Consider the following 19,386-nt stretch of genomic DNA (forward strand, 5'->3'; position numbering starts at 1 on the left):
ACGTGGCCAAGCTGGCCAACCCGGCCGCCCCGGCGGACGCGATACCCGTGGTGGACCCCCGCCTCCTCGTGCGCGAGCGGGGCCTGTCCGGCTACCTGAGCGAGTTCGGCCGCAAGATGAAGGCCGGCGACCTGGGCTCGATCCCGGTCGTCCTCGGCCTGATCATCATCTGGGGCATCTTCCAGGGCCTGAACTCGAACTTCCTCTCCCCGGAGAACCTCTCCAACATCGCCATCACGATGGTCGCCACCGGCATGATGGCCGTCGGCATCATCTTCGTGCTGCTGCTCGGCGAGATCGACCTCTCGGTCGGCTCCGTCAGCGGCGTCTCGGGCGCGATCGTCGCCGTCCTCGCCGTCACCCACGGCGTCAACGAATGGCTCGCGATCCTGGCCGCCGTCGCCGGCGGCGCCCTGATCGGCGCCCTCCACGGCTTCTTCTTCGCCAAGATCGGCGCCCCCGCCTTCGCGGTCACCCTCTCCGGCCTGCTGTTCTGGTCCGGCGCCATGCTGCAGATCCTCGGCAGCAACGGCACCATCAACCTCGACCCCGACGGCGTGGTCGGCAAGCTCACCACGTACTACTTCTCCGACGTGGCCGCCGGCTACGGCCTCGCGGCGGTCGCCGTGGTGGCGTACTTCCTCGCCTCCTACACCGACAACCGCCGCCGGGAGGCCGCCGGGGTCCCCTCGCGGCCGCTGAGCGAGGTCCTGCTGCGCACGGGCCTCCTGGCCGTGTTCACCTTCGGCCCCGCCGTCGTGTTCAACCAGTACAAGGGCCTGCCGCTCGCGGTCGTCCTCTTCGTCCTGGCCCTGGTCGGCACGGACTTCGTGCTGCGCCGCACCACCTTCGGCCGCAACGTCTTCGCCCTCGGCGGCAGCGTCGAGGCCTCCCGCCGGGCCGGCATCAACGTCAACGGCATCCGCATCGCCGTCTTCGCCATCGCCGGCACCTTCGCCGCCATCGGCGGCCTCTTCTGGGCCTCCAAGATCGCGGCGGCCAACCAGAGCGCCGGCGCCGGCGACCTGCTGATGAACGTCATCGCGGCGGCCGTCATCGGCGGCACCAGCCTCTTCGGCGGCCGCGGCCGCACCTGGAACGCCCTCCTCGGCGTCATGGTCATCACCTCCATCCAGTACGGTCTGGCCCTGGAGGGGATCGCGACTCCGATCCAGTACATGATCACCGGTGCGGTACTGCTCGCCACCGTGGTCATCGACTCGGTCACCCGCAAGACCCAGAAGACCGCCGGACGCGCCTGAGCGCGCGTCCGGGGCGTCACCCGGACGGTAAGACCCGTCACAGTGCCCGGTGCCACTCCGTGTGGCACCGGGCACCTGTGCGTACATATGTACGTACGGTTGTGCGGTCATACGTCCGTTTGGGAGGTGTGATTCCCCCGCGGGGTGTACAGGTATGACAAAGGGCGTACCCCTCCCGGTACCGCCCGATGATTCCGCCCGCGAGCGGAACATTAGACTCGACAGACCAGCCAGCAACTGCAAGGAGGCACGGGTGCTGCTGACCCGCATCAAGGGACCGCGCGATCTGGACCGGCTCAGCCAGGAGGAGCTGATCCAGCTCGCCGCCGAGATCAGGTCCTTCCTGGTCGATGCCGTCTCCAAGACCGGCGGGCACCTCGGCCCCAACCTCGGCGTGGTCGAACTGACGATCGCCCTGCACCGGGTCTTCGAATCGCCGAAGGACAAGGTCCTCTTCGACACGGGGCACCAGGCCTACGTCCACAAGCTGCTCACCGGCCGCCAGGACTTCGCCGGCCTGCGCTCCAAGGGCGGCCTCTCCGGCTACCCCTCGCGCGCCGAGTCCGACCACGACGTGATCGAGAACTCGCACGCCTCGACCGTCCTCGGCTGGGCCGACGGCCTCGCCAAGGCCAACGAGGTCCTCGGCCGCGAGGACCACCACGTCGCCGCGGTCATCGGCGACGGCGCCCTCACCGGCGGCATGGCCTGGGAGGCGCTGAACAACATCGCCGCCGCCAAGGACCGCCCGCTGGTCATCGTCGTCAACGACAACGAGCGCTCGTACGGCCCCACCATCGGCGGTCTCGCGAACCACCTCGCCACCCTGCGCACCACGGACGGCTACGAGCGCTTCCTGGCCCGCGGCAAGGAGATCCTGGAGCGCACCCCCGTCGTCGGGAAGCCCCTCTTCGAGACCCTGCACGGCGCCAAGAAGGGCCTCAAGGACTTCATCGCCCCGCAGGGCATGTTCGAGGACCTGGGCCTGAAGTACATCGGCCCCATCGACGGCCACGACATCGAGGCCCTGGAGTCCGCCCTGACGCGCGCCAAGCGCTTCAGCGGCCCGGTCATCGTGCACTGCCTCACCCAGAAGGGCCGCGGCTACACCCCTGCCCTGGAGCACGAGGCGGACCGCTTCCACGCGGTCGGCGTGATCCACCCGGACACCGGCCTGCCGGTCGCGACCGCCGCCGCCAGCTGGACCTCCGTCTTCGCCGACGAGATGGTCAAGCTCGGCCACGAGCGCCCGGACATCGTCGGCATCACCGCGGCCATGCTCCACCCGGTGGGCCTCAACAAGTTCGCCGAGGCCTTCCCGGACCGGGTCTACGACGTCGGTATCGCCGAGCAGCACGGCGCCACCTCGGCCGCCGGCCTGGCCACCGGCGGCGTCCACCCGGTCTTCGCGGTCTACGCGACCTTCCTCAACCGCGCCTTCGACCAGGTCCTCATGGACGTCGCCCTGCACAAGTGCGGGGTCACCTTCGTCCTGGACCGCGCGGGCGTCACCGGCGACGACGGCGCCTCCCACAACGGCATGTGGGACATGTCCATCCTCCAGGTCGTCCCCGGCCTGCGCCTGTCCGCCCCCCGCGACGCCGAGCAGCTGCGCGCCCAGCTCCGCGAGGCCGTCGAGGTCAAGGACGCCCCGACCGTCGTGCGCTACTCCAAGGGCGTCGTCGGCCCGGCCGTCCCGGCGGTCGGGAAGGTCGGCGGCATGGACGTGCTGCGCCTGCCCGCCCCCGAGGTCACCCTCCCCCTCGGCCCTTCGGGCCTGGGAGGTGCCCCCACGGACGTACTGATCGTCTCCGTCGGCGCGCTCGCCCCGATGTGCCTGGAGATCGCCGACCTGCTCGACAAGCAGGGCATCTCCTCGACCGTCGTCGACCCCCGCTGGGTCAAGCCGGTGGACGAGGCCATGGCCCCGCTCGCCGACCGGCACCGGGTCGTCGTCACCGTCGAGGACAACGGCCGCACCGGCGGTGTCGGCGCCGCCGTCTCGCAGGCCCTGCGGGACGCGGGCGTGGACGTGCCGCTGCGCGACTTCGGCATCCCGCAGCGCTTCCTCGACCACGCGCTGCGCAAGGAGATCATGGCCGAGATCGGCCTGACCGCCCCGGACATCGCCCGCCAGGTCACCGGCCTGGTGGCCAAGCTGGACGGCCGTTTCGAGAGCGAGACCGCCGCCACCGTCGACTAGCCGCACGTCGGCCGGATCGCGCGGTTGCACCACACGGGCCGGGAGATCACCCTTGAAGGGTGGGCCTCCCGGCCCGTTCGCGTACTTCTTGGGAGGTGCGTCGGTGAGCTCGGACCTCAACAGCCCGTTCCGTACCAAGACGGTGGAACAGTCCATCCGTGACACGGAGGAGCCGGAGCACGCGCTCCGCAAATCGCTCTCCGCCTGGGACCTGACCGTCTTCGGTGTCGGCGTCATCATCGGTACCGGCATCTTCGTCCTCACGGGCATCGCCGCCCGTAACAACGCCGGCCCCGCCACCGCCCTCTCCTTCGTGGTATCGGGCGTCGTCTGTGCCCTCGCGGCCCTCTGCTACGCCGAGTTCGCGTCCACCGTCCCGGTGGCCGGCTCGGCCTACACCTTCGCGTACGCCTCCATCGGGGAACTGCCCGCCTGGATCATCGGCTGGGACCTGGTCCTCGAATTCGCCCTCGGCACCGCCGTCGTGGCCGTCGGCTGGTCCGGGTACGTACGCCACCTCATGCACACGAACCTCGGCTGGGACATGCCCGTCGCACTGTCCGGGCCCGACGCGGGAGGCCACTTCGACCTGCTGGCCTTCCTGCTGGTCCTGGCGCTGACGGCGATCCTCGTCGTCGGGACGAAGCTGTCGGCCCGGATCACCGCGGTCGTCGTCGCCATCAAGGTGACCGTGGTCCTGCTGGTCATCATCGCGGGCGCCTTCTTCATCAAGGCGGACAACTACTCGCCGTTCATCCCTCCCGCGCAGCCACAGCCCGGAGGGAGCGGCTGGACGGCGCCGCTGGTCCAGCTGATGTTCGGCTTCCAGCCCACCAACTTCGGCGTCATGGGCATCTTCACCGCCGCGTCCCTGGTCTTCTTCGCCTTCATCGGCTTCGACGTCGTGGCCACCGCGGCCGAGGAGACCAAGAACCCCCAGCGGGACATGCCCCGCGGCATCCTCGGCTCGCTGCTCATCTGCACGCTGCTCTACGTCGCCGTGACCATCGTGGTCACCGGCATGCAGTACTACGCGCAGATGTCGCCGACCGCCCCGCTCGCCGAAGCCTTCAAGTCCGTGAACCAGCCCTTCTTCTCCGGCGCGATCAGCCTCGGGGCGGCCGTGGGCCTGATCACGGTGAGCATGATCCTGCTGCTGGGCCAGACCCGGGTGTTCTTCGCGATGAGCCGTGACGGACTGCTGCCGCGCACCTTCTCCGTCACCCACCCCAAGTACCGCACCCCCTACCGGGCCACCATGCTCCTCGGCGGGATCATCGCGATCGTCGCGGGCTTCACCAGCCTGGAGAAGCTCGCCGAACTGGTCAACATCGGCACCCTGTTCGCCTTCGTGATCGTGGCGCTCGGCGTGATCATCCTCCGCCGGACCCGCCCCGACCTGCACCGGTCCTTCCGCACCCCGTGGGTGCCGGTGATCCCGATCCTGTCCATTGCGGCCTCGCTCTGGCTGATGCTGAACCTGCCGGCCGAGACCTGGGCCCGGTTCGGGATCTGGATGGTGATCGGCTTCGTCGTCTACTTCCTGTACGGCCGCAGCCACAGCCGTCTGGGCAGGAGGGGGCGGGACGCCGAGTACTGACTAGGCCGACGGGGACGGCTCGGGCGCCGGGGACTTGGACGGCTTGGCGCCCTTGCCGCCGCCGCCCTTGGCGGGGGAGTCCTTCGCCGAGGCGGGCACCTTCCGGTCGTTGCGCAGGGCCTCCCACAGCTGGGAGGCCTGCTCCTGCGCGACGACCACCCGGTTCGGGTCCACCTTGTCGTACGCCACCGGCAGCATGATGGTCTCCATCGTGGACGGGTCCACGCCCTTCATGCTCTGTGCGAAGTCGGCGAGCGCGGTGAGCGAGGCCAGGTCGGAGTCGGTGGTCAGGGACTTGGTGCCGGCGTCCGCGAGCTTGTAGAGCCGGGCGGGGTTGCCGAGGGCGTCCTGCTTCTTGACCTCGGCGAGCAGGGCGAGCATGAACTGCTGCTGGAGGCCTATGCGTCCGAGGTCGCTGCCGTCCCCGTAGCCGTAGCGGGTGCGGACGAACTTCAGCGAGTCCGTGCCGTTCAGCCGGTGCGTGCCCGCGTCGAGCTTCAGGCCGCCCTTCGCACCCGTCATCGGCTGGTCGAGGGTGACGGTGACCCCGCCGAGGGCGTCCACGAGGCCCTTGAAACCGGCGAAGTCCACCTCCACGAAGTGGTCCACGCGGATCCCCGACAGCTGCTCGACCGTCTTGACCACACAGGCCGGACCGGCCACCGAGTAGACGGAGTTGAACATGACCCGGTTCGCGCCGGGGACGGTCCCGCCGTCCTGGTCCTTGCACTCGGGCCGGGTGATCAGGGTGTCGCGCGGGATGCTCACCGCGGTGGCCCGGGACCGGCCCTCGGGTATGTGGACCAGCATCGCCGTGTCGGAGCGGGCCCCGCTGACGTTGCCGTGGTCGAGCTCGGCGTTGGCCCCGGCGCGCGAGTCGGATCCCAGCACCAGGACGTTCTGGGCCTTCTCCACCACCTTCGGCGGGCGGTTGTCCGTACCGATCGCCCGGTCCAGGTCGACGCTGTCGATGTTCCCCTCGAGGTGGCTGTAGACCCACCAGCCGGCCCCGGCCGAGCCGAGGACGAGGACGGCCGCCGTCCAGGCCAGCCCCCGGCGGATCCGGCTCGCGCGCGACCTGGCCCGCTGGGGCTCCGACGCCGCCCCGGGCTCGGGCTCCGGTTCGGGCGTGGTGGTGGAGGTGGCGGTGGCGTCTGAGGTCATGCCCGCAACATAGACGCAGGGGCCCGCCGGAGGACCCCCGGGGTATCCTGATTCTGTTCGAATCGTGAAGGGGAAGGGTTGCTTGCGGTCCCATGGCGACGCGATCCAGACGCAGTCCGAACAAATCCCCCCGGCACCGCCCGGCACCGCCCTCCGCCCGTGAGGGCGGCCCCGCGGCCCTGGGCCCCCTGGGCGGACGCTGGGTCCTCGCGGGCAAGGACGGCCGGCTGAGCGCCTACGCCCGCACCGCCGGCGGCCTGCTGCGCTGGACCGAGCAGACCCCCGCGGGCCCCGGCTGGAACGGCCCCGACTTCTTCCCCGCCGACGGCCTGACCGACCTGTCGGTGGGTCAGGGCCCCGACGGGTACGCGCACTTCACCGGCCGGCGCCGCGCCCCGAACGGCGACACCGAGACCCTCACCTACCACCACGCCGTGCAGTACCAGAGCGGCCGCCCGATCGGCCCCTGGGAATCCCTCGGCACCCTCTACCACAACGTCGAGATGTCCCTGCGCGGCGGACCGCCGGCCGTGGCGGTGGACGGCCAGGGCGCGGCCCACGTCTTCGTCCGCAACAACGGGCGGGGCATCCACATGAAGCGCCAGGACAAGAAGGGCGACTGGGGGAGGTGGGAGGACCTCAAGGGCAGCATGACCTTCGAGGCGGGCTGCGCCTCCTCCACCGCCGACGGGCTCACCGCCTTCGCCGCCCCCGGCGAGAAGGGGCTCACCTTCTGGGCGCAGGCCGCGCCCGGCGGCCCCCTGAAGATGGCCGAGGTGGTCCCCTACCTCGCCCGCGACGGATCGCTCACCACCCTGGAGACGGCCCCCGGCCGGGTCACCCGGTTCTGGCACGCGGCCGACGGCAGCGGGGTGTTCGCCCACCGCGAGGGCGCCGGGGTGATGTCCCTGGGCGGCGGTCCCGGGCACGGGGCGGTGGCCGCCGCGCGCGCCCTGGTCGACGGCTACGACTGCACGGTGCTGGCCCACCGCGCCCTCGACGGCCGTACCGCACTGGCCGCGTACCCGACGGAGAACGAGGCGGCCGGGCTCTGGTGGACCGGGATCGGCGAGGAGTGCCCCGACTCCCCGGCCCTCGCCGTCGACGCCCGCGGTCTGGTCGTCATCGCCTCGATCAGCGCCCGCGGTGAACTGCTGGTCAACCGGCAGAAGGACAGCTCGGGCCTCTCACTGGGCCGCTGGCAGCGCTTCTGACCGCTCGCCCGTGCGCCGCCGGCCCTGCGGCGGGATGCTGGCCAGCCCGTGCCGGGCGATGGCCAGGCTGGAGATGCGCCGCAGGAATTCCACCGAACGGGCCGCCGTGTCCGGGGTGATCCAGGCGTCGTCGATCTCGCACAGCTCGACCCGTACCGGCGCACCGCGCAGCACGATCGGCAGGGTGTAGGCGATGGTGGACGCGAAGGTCAGCAGGGACAGCCCGATGGGCTCGGTCAGCGCGGTCAGCTCCAGCGGCAGCTCGGGGTGGACGATCTCCATGCCCGTCAGGGCGGAGATCCGGTCCAGCTTCTGCGCGCTCTCCCGGCGGTGCGCCAGGTAGCGGCCTGCCGCCCGGGTACGGGCGATCCAGCCGACCGCCTCGATGTACCGGTCCTCGTCGACCACCCCGGTCTCCACCAGGGAGCTGCCCGCCAGGTCCGCCCCGGGCCGGGGCCGGGCCGGGCCGAAAGTGGCCCGGCTCCAGGCGTACTCGTTGGGCCGCAGCTCGGCGCCCGGCGGGACGGCCACCGGCATGCAGGTGAAGAACACGGCCCGCTCCAGCTCCTCCCGGGCCAGCCACCGGTTCACCGGGCCGCCCTTGGCGGACTTGGCGTCCCCCTGGTGCCAGCGGGTCAGCTGCTGTCCGCTCGTCAGCAGTGCTACCAGCTCGGTGGTGGCGGTGCCGTCGTCGACGACGACCACCTCGCGGGCGCGCGAGCGCGGCAGCAGCAGCTGGATGGTGCGGGAGAACAGGTCCCCGATCACCAGCCGCCGGGCCGCCGCCACCGCCCGGCCCAGCCGGACCAGTTCGCCGGCCCGCCCCAGGTAGCCCGCGCGGACCTCGTAGCGCCGCCAGACCACCTTGGCCTGGGAGGCGTACCGGCACAGCCGGCGGACCTGCGCGCGCGAGCGCGGGTCCACCGGCTGGAGCACGGCGATGGTGAGGGAGGCTGCCTCGCCCGGGTGGGCGTGGGCCCACTCCAGGACATTCAGTAGTTGAGCCGGGCTCTCCACCAGGGCGAGGGTCTCGCTCATGCCGAGGCCGTCACGCCCTCGGAGGCGGGGGAGCCCTGGACGCGGCGGAGCTTCTTCATGGGGGCGAGTTCGGAGTCGTAGACCTTCTTCACGCCGTCGCCGAGGGCGGTCTCGATGGTGCGGATGTCGCGCACGAGGCGGGCCAGGCCGCCGGGCTCGACGGAGGCGGCCTGGTCGGAGCCCCACATGGCGCGGTCGAGGGTGATGTGCCGCTCGACGGCGCAGGCGCCCATGGCGACGGCGGCCACGGTGGTCTGCAGGCCCGTCTCGTGGCCCGAGTAGCCGATCGGCACGTTGGGGTAGGCGGCCTCCAGGCTGTTGATCACCCGCAGGTTGAGCTCCTCGGCCTTGGCCGGGTAGGTGGAGGTGGCGTGCAGCAGGACGATGTTCTCGCTGCCGAGGACCTCCACCGCGTGCCGGATCTGCTGCGGGGTGGACATGCCGGTGGACAGGATCACCGTCTTGCCGGTGGCGCGCAGGGCCAGGAGCAGCTCGTCGTCGGTGAGGGAGGCGGAGGCCACCTTGTGCGCGGGCACGCCGAACTTCTCCAGGAAGGTGACGGCCTCGGTGTCCCAGGGGGAGGCGAACCAGTCGATGCCGCGCTTGGCGCAGTGCTCGTCGATGGCCCGGTACTCGTCCTCGCCGAACTCCACGCGGTGGCGGTAGTCGATGTACGTCATCCGGCCCCAGGGGGTGTCCCGTTCGATGTCCCACTGGTCGCGCGGGGTGCATATCTCGGGGGTGCGCTTCTGGAACTTCACCGCGTCACAGCCCGCGTCGGCCGCCGCGTCGACGAGCGCGAGGGCGTTGGCCAGCTCACCGTTGTGGTTGATCCCGATCTCGCCGATCACGTAGGTGGGCCGGCCGGCGCCGACCTCCCTGTTTCCGATCAGGCGGATCCGGTTGCTGTGCACCACTGTTCAGAGTTCCTTTCCGGGGTACTGCTCGGGTTGCGGCGACGGGGTCGCCGAAGTCTGCGGGGGGTCCAGGAGCGGGGCCAGGGCCCGGGCCCGGTCGAGGTCGCCGGGTTCGTCGAGCTCGATGGCCCGCTCGGGGGCCGTGGGGACGAGCTGGGTCCGGCCGAAGAAGCGGTGGCCGCTGCGGCGGAAACCGTCGGCGCGCATCGCGTACACGGCGCCCGACTCCAGGTACTCCGGCGTACGGTCCTGGCGGCGCAGCCGCACCGCGCTGTCGTGGTTGACGCCCCGCGCCCGGTGGCCGGGCCCGTGGCCGGGGTCGGCGGTCCACAGGAAGCCGTGGAAGGGCACGGCGGTGAAGGCGGAGTCGGCGCCGTCGCGGACGATGGCCAGGACGGCCTCGTCCACCTCCTCGGAGGTGATGAACGGGCTGGTGCACTGGACGAAGACCAGCACGTCCACGGCCTCGCAGTGACGTTCCTCCAGCGCGTCCAGCGCGTGCAGCAGCGCCGACTCGCTGGACGCCCGGTCCGACCCGAGCTCGGCCGGCCGCTCCACCACCTCGGCGCCGGCCTCCCGGGCGGCATCGGCGATCGCCGCGTCGTCGGTGGACACGGCGACCCGGGTCACGTGGGCGGCGCCCAGGCAGGCCCGCACGGCGCGGGCCACCAGCGGCACCCCGCCGACCTCGGCCACGTTCTTGCCGGGGATGCCCTTGGAGCCGCCCCGGGCGGGTATGACGGCGGTGACGTTCACGGGGCTGCTCTCCTGGAGGGGGGAGGGGGCGGTCATACGCCGCCCCACTGCTGGATCTTCGGGGCCACGCGCTGGACCCCGAACTGGTAGGCGACCTTGAGCACGCGCCGCGAGGTGCGCTTCATCGGGCCGCGGGAGCGGGCCGCGGTGGCGCCCGGGCCGGGGGAGCCGTCGGGATTCAGGCCCCGGCGGCGCAGCAGCGTACCGACGTATTCGGGCGCGCTCGCGGCCGTGTAGTACGGGGTGATCTCGGGGAGCCGGCTCCCGCGCAATTCGAGGATCCGGTTGCGGAGTTCACCGAAGGGATCGAAGGAGCGGATTCCCTGGTCGACCGTCCACGATTCGTGTGCGAGGGGGGCCGCGCCCTCGTCTATCGCGGTCCAGTCGGTGACGCAGCCGGAGCCGGTGAAATAGTGGTTCCCGTGGATCTCCCGTACCCCGAGATCGCTCAGGATGGCCGTCGGCATTCCCCGGTGCATCGATTCGAGGGCGGCCGTGGAACTGACGGTCACCAGGAGATCGGTACGGTCGAGGGTCTGTGACATGTTGCCGTACACGAAATGCAGATTGGGCGGCAGCGGTTCGTCCAGCTGTTCCGCGAGGACCTGGTAGTGGAACGCCTCCACGTGCGTGGTCGCCTCACCCGGTCTGCTGCGGAGTTTCACGAGCACGTCGCGCCCGGGGCGCAGCCGGGCGTGGGATATCGCACGGCGCAGCATGTACAGCCGTCCATTGCGGTCGGCGGGTACCGAGGGCTGGACGGCGAAGCACACCGTATAAGGGTGTTCGGCGAAAGTCCGGGCCGGGTCGTAAGGGCGCTGGTCGAGAAAGGGGAGGGCCGTCTGGACGATGCTGGACGCCGGAATTCCGAGGGGTTCGTACACCTCGGTGAAACGGCGCCGGTCGAAAGGGCTGTTGGCGAGGACGATATCGGCGCCGGCCCGCAGGAGGAGGCCGTCGGCCATCTTCTCGTAGACCACGCCGACGTAGCCGGTCATCAGGATCGGCCGCCGCGGGGCCCCGGCGAAGCGGCGGGCCAGCGCGTGCAGGGCCGCGTGGGTCGCGCCGCCGACGGTGCCCAGGATGATCACGTCCGCCGTGTCGAGGACGGGGGCCGCCGCGAACTCGGCGAGCGTGGCCTCGGTGATCGAGGAGGGGGTGATGCCGACCTCCGCCAGCTGGCGCGCGGTCGGCGTGCTCCGGCCCCGCAGCATGTGCGCGTGGACCTCGCTGCCCGGCGCCAGGCCCACCGCCAGCCCCGCACCCCATTTCCAGCGGGTGTCGGAGTCTGCGAGCACGTGGATGCGCACTGGTGGATTCCCGGTCGGTCGGCGGAGCCCAACTGCTGTCGGCGGGCCCGCAGCTGGACGCGGGCTCGGGCGGGCTGGCCGCGCGGCCCGTTAGACCTTACATCCTCACCTGAGCCTTATGTGTCACGAATAGGCCTCGACCGCCGGGGGAGTTGTACGTCACACACCGAGCGCCGTTCGGGCTCTCCCGCGGGCTCTGACATGATGGCCCGGTGTCGGTGAATGGGGAGAAGGTGAGTGCCGACGATGGTGACGCTTTCGGTAATCGTCGCGATGTGTGACGTCCGCGACTTCTGCCGGACCACGCTGAAGTCCCTGGCCCTGAATGCCCGGGAGGACTTCGAGTTCATCGTGGTGGACGACGCGTCCGTTGACGGGACATCAGGGATCCTGCGGGAGATGGTACCCGGGATTCCCGGAGCCGTACTCATCCGCAACGAGCGGAACATGGGAATATCGGCGACCCGGAACATCGGCCTCGCCGCGGCCCGTGGACGTTTTTTCACCTTCCTCGACGGGGACGACTGGTACGCCCCCGGATATCTCGCGCAACTGGTCGGCTGGATGAGTCAGTCGGGCGTCGATTTCCTGCGCACCGGCCATGTCCGGGTCTACGGGAAGAAGCGCAAGATCGTCATGCCCCCGCTCGCCCCGCGGGCCCTTCCCCTCGATCCGCTGGACTACATGGGCCCGGTGGACGCCTCCACCTTCATCGACTACCCGTCGGTCTGGGCCGGGATCTACGACCGTGAGCGGCTGCGGGCGGCGGGAGCGCTGTTCTTCGAGGAGAGGCTGCGGACCGCCGAGGACCGGCACTGGTTCTACCAGCTGCACCTGCGGATGCGCTCCTTCGGAGTGGTCGACCTCCACGGCGTCTTCTACCGCCGCGATGTGTCCACTTCACTCACCAGGATCCCGGACGAACGCCAGCTCGACTTCCTTCCCGCCTTCCGGCTCGTTTTCGACGAGCTCGCCGGTCATCCGCGCGGATATGAACTTTCGTTCAAGGCCATGCGAACTCTGTGTGCGCTCGTCGTCATTCACATGGACCGCGCCCAGGACTACGACGAACCCACCCGCGCCCTGCTCCTGGAACGCAGCGCGCGGACCCTCTTCGACCTTCCCCAGGACATCCTGGAGGGGACCCTGGCAGGAATGGACTCCGCACGCGTGAACAAGCTCAGGGCACTGATGTCCCAGCACCAGGGCGCCGCCGCCCGATGACCCGGATATTCGCCGCCTCCACCCTCTACGGCGCCATGACGGTGGCCGCCGCCGTCGACGCCGGCCAGTTCGGCCGCGACGACCGCGAGCGCATCCTGCTCGTCTGCAACAACGTCGACATCCCCGAGGTCGCCACCCCGCTGCACCGCATGCCGGGCTCCGCCGCCGTCCTCGCGCGCTTCCACCGCGTCGTCTACTGGAACGACCTCATCTACCCCTTCCACCCGTCGCTGTGGGGCCCCCGCGACGAGGACGCCCCCCTCTGGCGCACCGTCATGGGGGAGAAGATGGGCATCCGGCCCGGCCCCCTGGACCTCGTCGTCGAGTCCATCCAGGTCAAGCCCGCCCAGACGCTGTGCAAGATCTTCTCCGACGCCACCCTCGCCGTGTACGCCGACGGGGTCATGAGCTACGGACCCACCCGCAACGACCTGCCCCGCCCCATCCACGGCCGGATCGGGAAGGTCCTCTACCTCGACCTGGTCCCCACCCTGCTCCCCATGCTCCTCACCGAGTACGGGATCCCCTCCGAGCCCGTCCGCACCGAGGCCGTCCTCGCGCTGATGGCGGAGCTCACCGAGGAGTGCCGCCCCCTCCTCGACCGGGTGATCCCGCCACAGCTGTCCCGGAGCGGCCCCGGGACCGCGCTCCTGCTCGGCCAGTACCTCTCCCCCCTCGGCATCCTCACCGAGGAGGAGGAAGAGGAGCTGCACCGGCGCATGTTCGAGCACGCGGTACGGCTCGGCCACACCGCCGTCGTCTTCAAACCGCACCCCAGCGCCCCCTCCAGCCTCGCCGACACCCTCGCCGGGGCAGCCCGGGAGGCCGGCGTCCCCTTCCTCGTCCTGGACGTCCCCGTCCTCGCCGAGACCGTCTTCGCGTACCTGCGGCCCAGCCGGGTGATCGGCTGCTTCTCCACCGGCCTGTTCACCGCCCGCGCCCTGTACGGGATCCCCGTCGCCCAGATCGGCGCCCTCGAAGTCATCCGGCGCATGCGGCCCTACGCCAACAGCAACCGCATCCCCGCCACCCTCACCCACGCCCTGGTCCCCGACCTGGACGCGCCGACCGCCGCCCCCGCCGACCGGATCCTGGACGCCGAGCACGTCCGCACCGAGGTCACCCCCTACGTCCAGGCCGTCGGCTACTGCATGCAGCCCAAGCGGTACGCCTTCCTGCGCCCGGTCGCCGAGGAGTACGTCGCGGCGGCCGTCGACGGGTGGGAGGGCCGCCCCGAGCTGTCCATGCACTTCAACGAGCGCACCCGCAGCCGCCTGGAACTGCCCGGCCCGCGCACCTGGAAGTGGCGGCGCGGCCTGGGCTGGACCCTGCGCGGCGCCGGGGAGCGCACCGGGCCGGACGAGCTGCCCGTCACCGACATCACCCTCGGCGGGTTCGCCTCGCTGGTCGAGGCCAAGGACGACGACGGCATCCTGGAGGTCGGCGCCCGGCTGCTCACCGAGCAGGAGAACCTGGACCTGCTCATCGGCATGGCCCAGGCCCACATCCGCCGCAAGGAGACCGACCAGGCCAGGCGGCGCATCGAGCGGGCCGCGCAGATCTCGGCGGACAGCGGCCGCGCCCTGGTCTGGCTGCGGATCGCCGAGACCGCGGCCAAGCTCGGCAAGCACGGCGACGACCTGCGCCGCGACGCCGCCCGGCGGGCCCTGACCCTCAACCCGGCCTCGCCGGCCGCCCAGCGCCTGGTCAAGAGCGGCCGGCTCGGCCGCCGCTGAACCGGGGACGACGGGAAGGGCCCCGTCCGCACCAGGTGCGGACGGGGCCCTTCGCCTTGCTGCGCGTGCGTTACGCCGGGACGCTGGCGACGCCGGGGGCGAGGAACTTCTTGCCGTTCACCCGCTCCGAGACGCCCTCACGGTCCAGGTACGGGGTGATGCCGCCCAGGTGGAAGGGCCAGCCCGCACCGGTGATGAGGCAGAGGTCGATGTCCTGGGCCTCGGCCACGACACCCTCCTCCAGCATCAGGCCGATCTCCTGCGCCACCGCGTCCAGGACGCGGTCGCGGACCTGCTCCTCCGTCAGGACGGAGTCGCCCTGCACCAGGAGGGCGGCGACCTCGGGGTCCAGCTCCGGCTTGAAGCCGTTCTCGGCGGAGTAGACGTAGAACCCGCGCTTGCCGGCCTCGACGACCCGCTTGAGGTTCGGGGAGACGGTGAAGCGCTCCGGGAAGGAACGGTTCAGCGTCTCGGAGACGTGCAGGCCGATCGCCGGGCCGACGAGCTCCAGCAGCACCAGCGGGGACATCGGCAGGCCGAGCGGCTCGATGGCCTTCTCCGCCGTGGCCACCGGGGTGCCCTCGTCGATGACGTTCTGGATCTCGCCCATGAAGCGGGTCAGGATGCGGTTCACGACGAACGCCGGGGCGTCCTTCGTCAGCACGGCCGTCTTCTTCAGCTTCTTGGCGACACCGAAGGCCGTGGCCAGCGAGGCGTCGTCCGTCTGCTCACCGCGGACGATCTCCAGCAGCGGGAGGATCGCGACCGGGTTGAAGAAGTGGAAGCCGACCACGCGCTCCGGGTGCTGCAGCTTCGAGGCCATCTCCGAGACCGACAGCGAGGAGGTGTTGGTGGCGAGGATCGCGTGCGCCGGGGCGACCGCCTCGACCTCCGCGAACACCTTCTGCTTGACGGACATCTCCTCGAACACGGCCTCGATGATGAAGTCCGCGTCCGCGAAGCCCTCGGCCTTGTCCAGGACACCGGTCACCAGGGCGGTCAGGCGGTTGGCCTTGTCCTGGTTGATGCGGCCCTTGCCGAGCAGCTTCTGGATCTCGGCGTGGACGTAGCCCACGCCCTTGTCCACGCGCTCCTGGTCGATGTCGGTGAGGACCACCGGCACCTCCAGGCGGCGCAGGAACAGCAGCGCCAGCTGCGAGGCCATCAGGCCCGCGCCGACCACGCCGACCTTGGTGACCGGACGGGCCAGGGACTTGTCCGGGGCGCCGGCCGGGCGCTTGCCGCGCTTCTGGACCAGGTTGAAGGCGTAGATGCCCGAGCGCAGCTCGCCGCCCATGATGAGGTCGGCCAGGGCCTTGTCCTCGGCGTCGAAGCCGGCCTGGAGGTCGCCGTCCTTGGCCGCGGCGATGATGTCCAGCGCGCGGTAGGCGGCCGGAGCGGCGCCGTGCACCTTGGAGTCCGCGATGGCACGGCCCTTGGCGACGGCCGCGTCCCAGGCCTCGCCGCGGTCGATCTCCGCGCGGACGACCTCGGTCTCGCCCTTCAGGACGTTCGCCGTCCAGATCAGGGACTGCTCCAGGAAGTCGGCGCCCTCGAAGATCGCGTCGGCGATGCCGAGCTCGAAGACCTGCTTGCCCTTGAGCTGGCGGTTCTGGTTCAGCGAGTTCTCGATGATGACCGAGACCGCGCGCTCCGCACCGATCAGGTTCGGGAGGATGGCGCAGCCGCCCCAGCCCGGAACCAGGCCGAGGAAGACCTCGGGCAGCGAGAAGGCCGGGATGGCCTTCGAGACGGTGCGGTACGAGCAGTGCAGGCCGACCTCGACGCCGCCGCCCATCGCCGCGCCGTTGTAGTAGGCGAAGGTGGGGACGGCCAGCGCGGCGAGGCGCTTGAACACGTCGTGGCCGCCCTTGCCGATGGCGAGCGCCTCGTCGTGCTTCTTCAGCAGCTCGACGCCCTTGAGGTCGGCGCCGACGGCGAAGATGAACGGCTTGCCGGTGATGCCCACGCCGACGACGGAGCCCGCGAGGGCCTCCTGCTCGACCTGGTCGATCGCCGCGTTCAGGTTGGCCAGCGACTGCGGGCCGAAGGTGGTCGGCTTGGTGTGGTCGAAGCCGTTGTCCAGCGTGATGAGCGCGAAGCGCCCGGCGCCGAACGGCAGGTCCAGGTGGCGGACGTGCGCGGACGTGACGACCTCGTCCGGGAACAGCTCGGCCGCGCCCTTCAGGAGCTCAGCGGTGGTGCTCACTTGGAGTCTCCCTCGGCGTTGAAGTGCGGGTTCTCCCAGATGACCGTGGCGCCCATGCCGAAGCCGACGCACATGGTGGTCAGGCCGTAGCGGACGTGCGGCTGCTCCTCGAACTGGCGGGCCAGCTGCGTCATCAGGCGGACGCCGGAGGAGGCCAGCGGGTGACCGAAGGCGATGGCGCCGCCGTACTGGTTCACGCGGGCGTCGTCGTCGGCGATGCCGTAGTGCTCCAGGAACGCCAGGACCTGGACCGCGAAGGCCTCGTTGATCTCGAAGAGACCGATGTCGTCGATCGTCAGGCCGGCCTGGGCCAGGGCCTTCTCGGTCGCCGGGATCGGGCCGTAGCCCATGACCTCCGGCTCGACACCCGCGAAGGAGTACGAGACGAGGCGCATCTTGACCGGGAGGTTGTTCTCGCGGGCGAAGTCCTCGGACGCGATGATCGCGGCGGTGGCACCGTCGTTGAGACCGGCGGCGTTGCCCGCGGTGACCCGGCCGTGCGTACGGAACGGGGTCTTCAGGCCGGCCAGGTTCTCCAGCGTGGTGCCCGGGCGCATCGGCTCGTCGGAGGTGACCAGGCCCCAGCCCGTCTCACCGACCGCCTCGTTGGTGTTGCGCACCGAGATCGGGACCAGGTCCTGCTGGATCTTGCCGTCGGCGTACGCCTTGGCGGCCTTCTCCTGCGAGCGCACGGCGTACTCGTCGGCGCGGAGCTTGGTGATCGTCGGGTACCGGTCGTGCAGGTTCTCGGCGGTCATGCCCATGAACAGGGCGGACTCGTCGACCAGCTTCTCGGAGACGAAGCGCGGGTTCGGGTCGACGCCCTCGCCCATGGGGTGGCGGCCCATGTGCTCGACACCGCCGGCGAGGGCGACGTCGTAGGCACCGAAGGCCACACCGCCCGCGACGGCGGTCACGGCGGTCAGCGCGCCGGCGCACATGCGGTCGATGGAGTAGCCCGGGACCGACTGCGGCAGACCCGCGAGGATGCCGGCCGTGCGGCCCAGCGTCAGGCCCTGGTCGCCGATCTGCGTGGTCGCGGCGATGGCGACCTCGTCGATCTTCTTGGGGTCCAGGTCCGGGTTGCGGCGCAGCAGCTCCCGGATCGCCTTCACGACGAGGTCGTCGGCGCGGGTCTCGTGGTAGATGCCCTTCGGGCCCGCCTTGCCGAACGGGGTGCGGACGCCGTCGACGAAGACGACGTCCCTGACGGTACGAGGCACGTTGGCTCTCCTCCAGGTGCGGGTGTGCACTGCTGCGCGGCGGAGCGCTCCTTCTGGACTGAGCGCCCGCTCACCCGGCCCATGCTACTTGCGGGTAACTCATGTGCACACCCCCTCCCCGAACAGCGGCGAAGGTCACACCGGCACACGACCCGTGCGCCCCTCCCGCGCTCTGCCGCGCGCCCGGCCGATCGCAGCGGCCGGCGGACTCGATCGGGTCGGATACCGGTCTCCGGCGGCCCGGCGCCGGGCCGCCGGCCGGGCCCGGGCGGAGGCTGGCCCCGCCGGGGGCGCGGGCTTCCGGATCCCAGGAGGAACGGAAGGTCCACATGATCATCACGCCCACCGACCACGCCGTCCCGCACAAGTCGACCGTCCCCGCCAACGCGGGGCAGGTGGTGGACCTCTTCGTGCGCGAATACGACGGGACGCAGCCCAATACCCCGCCCGCCAAACGGCGGGCCGTCCTGATGCTGCACGGCAGGACCGTGCCCGCCCTGGCGACCTTCGACGTCGGTACCGGCGACTACAGCTGGGCCCGGGAGCTGGCCGGCGACCACTGCGACGTGTTCGTCATGGACCTCCAGGGCATGGGCCGCTCACCCCGCCCGGAGATGGGCGACCCGTGCAATGCCAACCCGGCCCACCACATCCGGGTACTGGCCCCCAACCTGCCGCTGACGAGCAACTGCTCCCCGTCCTACCCGCACCAACTGGGCAATTCGCAGAGCGACTGGGACGAGGTGCACACGGTCGTCGAGTACATCAAGAAGCTCCACGGCGTGAGCAAGGTGGACCTGATCGGCAACTCCGCCGCGGCCTACGCGCTGGGACCGTACGCCATCCAGTACCCGGCCAACGTGCGGAGCCTGATGTTCCAGGCGCCGGTCTTCAAGCCCGACGGCCAGCCCAGCGCACCGAACACGGAGTTCGGCGCGCCGTTTCCGCTGCCCCTGTCCACCCCGCCGTACCCGATGAACCTCGGCCTCAAATCCGGGGTGCAGCAGGCATGGGACCTCGAGACCGACCCCGGCTGCCCCGCCCAGCAGGCGCCGGGCATCGTCGACCTCGTCTGGAAGGAGATCATGGACAGCGACGACAAGGGCCGCACCTGGGGGAAGCTGCTGCCGGGCGGTCAGCCGGAAGGGGTCAGCCGCCAGCGCCAGACCTTCTGGTGGGGCTGGAACAAGCAGACCGCTCCCCTGCACGGCGTGCTCGGCGGCACCGTCCCCGTGCTCATCGTCTACGGGGAGCTCGACAAGACCGTGACCACCGCCGGCCTGTCGGTCGTCGAGCTCTACAAGGCCATCGCGGGCGAGAAGAAGCTGATGTTCCAGCTGTCCTGCGCCAGCCACCAGATGGTGTGGGAGCCCCGGCGGAAGATGCTGCACCTCATGGCGAAGCAGTGGCTCAAGAACACCGCCGTGTTCGGGCTGACGTCCGGCAGCTACTACGTGGACGACGCCGACAACCACTCGCCCCTGCCCGTGTAGGGCCCGGCGCCGCTGGACGCCGAGAGCCCCCGGCCGG

At 70.9% G+C, this 19,386-nt stretch carries 14 protein-coding genes; 7 read left to right on the forward strand and 7 right to left on the reverse strand.

Features of this window, described 5'->3' with window-relative positions; translation table 11 throughout:
* Positions 1–2 precede the first annotated feature (2 nt).
* From ACFVXK_RS02145 to ACFVXK_RS02155, 3 genes are all read left to right on the forward strand, one after another.
* Positions 3–1,262, forward strand: coding sequence for a sugar ABC transporter permease (locus ACFVXK_RS02145; protein ID WP_389609555.1), 1,260 nt, complete (start codon positions 3–5; stop codon positions 1,260–1,262).
* 253 nt (positions 1,263–1,515) lie between these two features.
* Complete coding sequence (dxs, locus tag ACFVXK_RS02150; protein ID WP_389609511.1) at positions 1,516–3,465, forward strand: 1-deoxy-D-xylulose-5-phosphate synthase; 1,950 nt, start codon at positions 1,516–1,518, stop codon at positions 3,463–3,465.
* A gap of 103 nt (positions 3,466–3,568) precedes the next feature.
* Complete coding sequence (locus ACFVXK_RS02155; RefSeq protein ID WP_389609513.1) at positions 3,569–5,065, forward strand: amino acid permease; 1,497 nt, start codon at positions 3,569–3,571, stop codon at positions 5,063–5,065.
* Here the strand turns inward: ACFVXK_RS02155 and ACFVXK_RS02160 are convergent, their stop codons facing one another.
* Positions 5,066–6,229: an LCP family protein gene (locus ACFVXK_RS02160; protein ID WP_389609514.1), complete on the reverse strand. Its 1,164-nt coding sequence runs from the start codon at positions 6,227–6,229 to the stop codon at positions 5,066–5,068.
* A gap of 92 nt (positions 6,230–6,321) precedes the next feature.
* Between ACFVXK_RS02160 and ACFVXK_RS02165 the strand changes: the two genes are divergently transcribed.
* Positions 6,322–7,443: a hypothetical protein gene (locus ACFVXK_RS02165; protein ID WP_389609516.1), complete on the forward strand. Its 1,122-nt coding sequence runs from the start codon at positions 6,322–6,324 to the stop codon at positions 7,441–7,443.
* On the opposite strand, the gene ACFVXK_RS02170 is transcribed toward ACFVXK_RS02165, so the two are convergent.
* Genes ACFVXK_RS02170 through ACFVXK_RS02185 form a run of 4 tightly spaced genes read right to left on the reverse strand, consistent with a single transcriptional unit; the run spans position 7,417 to position 11,464 of the window.
* Positions 7,417–8,481 carry a hypothetical protein gene (locus tag ACFVXK_RS02170; RefSeq protein ID WP_389609518.1) on the reverse strand — a complete coding sequence of 355 codons (1,065 nt, stop codon included), beginning with the start codon at positions 8,479–8,481 and terminating at the stop codon, positions 7,417–7,419. The genes ACFVXK_RS02165 and ACFVXK_RS02170 overlap by 27 nt on opposite strands.
* A complete protein-coding gene (locus ACFVXK_RS02175; protein WP_389609519.1) occupies positions 8,478–9,398 on the reverse strand; it encodes an N-acetylneuraminate synthase family protein in 921 nt (306 codons plus the stop codon). The genes ACFVXK_RS02170 and ACFVXK_RS02175 overlap by 4 nt, the downstream gene beginning before the upstream one ends.
* 3 nt (positions 9,399–9,401) lie before the next feature.
* Entirely contained in the window at positions 9,402–10,190 is a 789-nt protein-coding gene (locus ACFVXK_RS02180) for a cytidylyltransferase domain-containing protein (RefSeq protein WP_389609520.1), read from the reverse strand.
* The gene (locus ACFVXK_RS02185; protein ID WP_389609522.1) at positions 10,187–11,464 is read right to left on the reverse strand and encodes a DUF6716 putative glycosyltransferase; all 1,278 of its coding nucleotides are present in this window, start codon (positions 11,462–11,464) and stop codon (positions 10,187–10,189) included. The genes ACFVXK_RS02180 and ACFVXK_RS02185 overlap by 4 nt, the downstream gene beginning before the upstream one ends.
* A gap of 246 nt (positions 11,465–11,710) precedes the next feature.
* On the opposite strand from ACFVXK_RS02185, the gene ACFVXK_RS02190 reads away from it, so the two are divergent.
* Both ACFVXK_RS02190 and ACFVXK_RS02195 read left to right on the forward strand, forming a co-directional pair.
* The gene (locus tag ACFVXK_RS02190; protein ID WP_389609523.1) at positions 11,711–12,688 is read left to right on the forward strand and encodes a glycosyltransferase family 2 protein; all 978 of its coding nucleotides are present in this window, start codon (positions 11,711–11,713) and stop codon (positions 12,686–12,688) included.
* On the forward strand, positions 12,685–14,424 hold the full coding sequence (locus ACFVXK_RS02195; RefSeq protein ID WP_389609525.1) for a polysialyltransferase family glycosyltransferase: 1,740 nt from the start codon (positions 12,685–12,687) through the stop codon (positions 14,422–14,424). Before ACFVXK_RS02190 ends, ACFVXK_RS02195 begins: the two co-directional genes overlap by 4 nt.
* A 70-nt stretch (positions 14,425–14,494) precedes the next feature.
* On the opposite strand, the gene ACFVXK_RS02200 is transcribed toward ACFVXK_RS02195, so the two are convergent.
* Both ACFVXK_RS02200 and ACFVXK_RS02205 read right to left on the reverse strand, forming a co-directional pair.
* Positions 14,495–16,633 (reverse strand): 3-hydroxyacyl-CoA dehydrogenase NAD-binding domain-containing protein, encoded by a 2,139-nt coding sequence (locus ACFVXK_RS02200; protein WP_389609526.1) that lies wholly within the window; start codon positions 16,631–16,633, stop codon positions 14,495–14,497.
* Complete coding sequence (locus ACFVXK_RS02205; protein WP_389609528.1) at positions 16,630–17,856, reverse strand: thiolase family protein; 1,227 nt, start codon at positions 17,854–17,856, stop codon at positions 16,630–16,632. The genes ACFVXK_RS02200 and ACFVXK_RS02205 overlap by 4 nt, the downstream gene beginning before the upstream one ends.
* Positions 17,857–18,185: 329 nt before the next feature.
* Here ACFVXK_RS02205 and ACFVXK_RS02210 point away from each other — a divergent pair, with 329 nt between their 5' ends.
* Positions 18,186–19,349 (forward strand): alpha/beta hydrolase, encoded by a 1,164-nt coding sequence (locus tag ACFVXK_RS02210; RefSeq protein WP_389609530.1) that lies wholly within the window; start codon positions 18,186–18,188, stop codon positions 19,347–19,349.
* Positions 19,350–19,386: the final 37 nt, after the last annotated feature.

This window comes from Streptomyces sp. NPDC058157 (genome assembly GCF_042884105.1).
Lineage (GTDB): Bacteria > Actinomycetota > Actinomycetes > Streptomycetales > Streptomycetaceae > Streptomyces.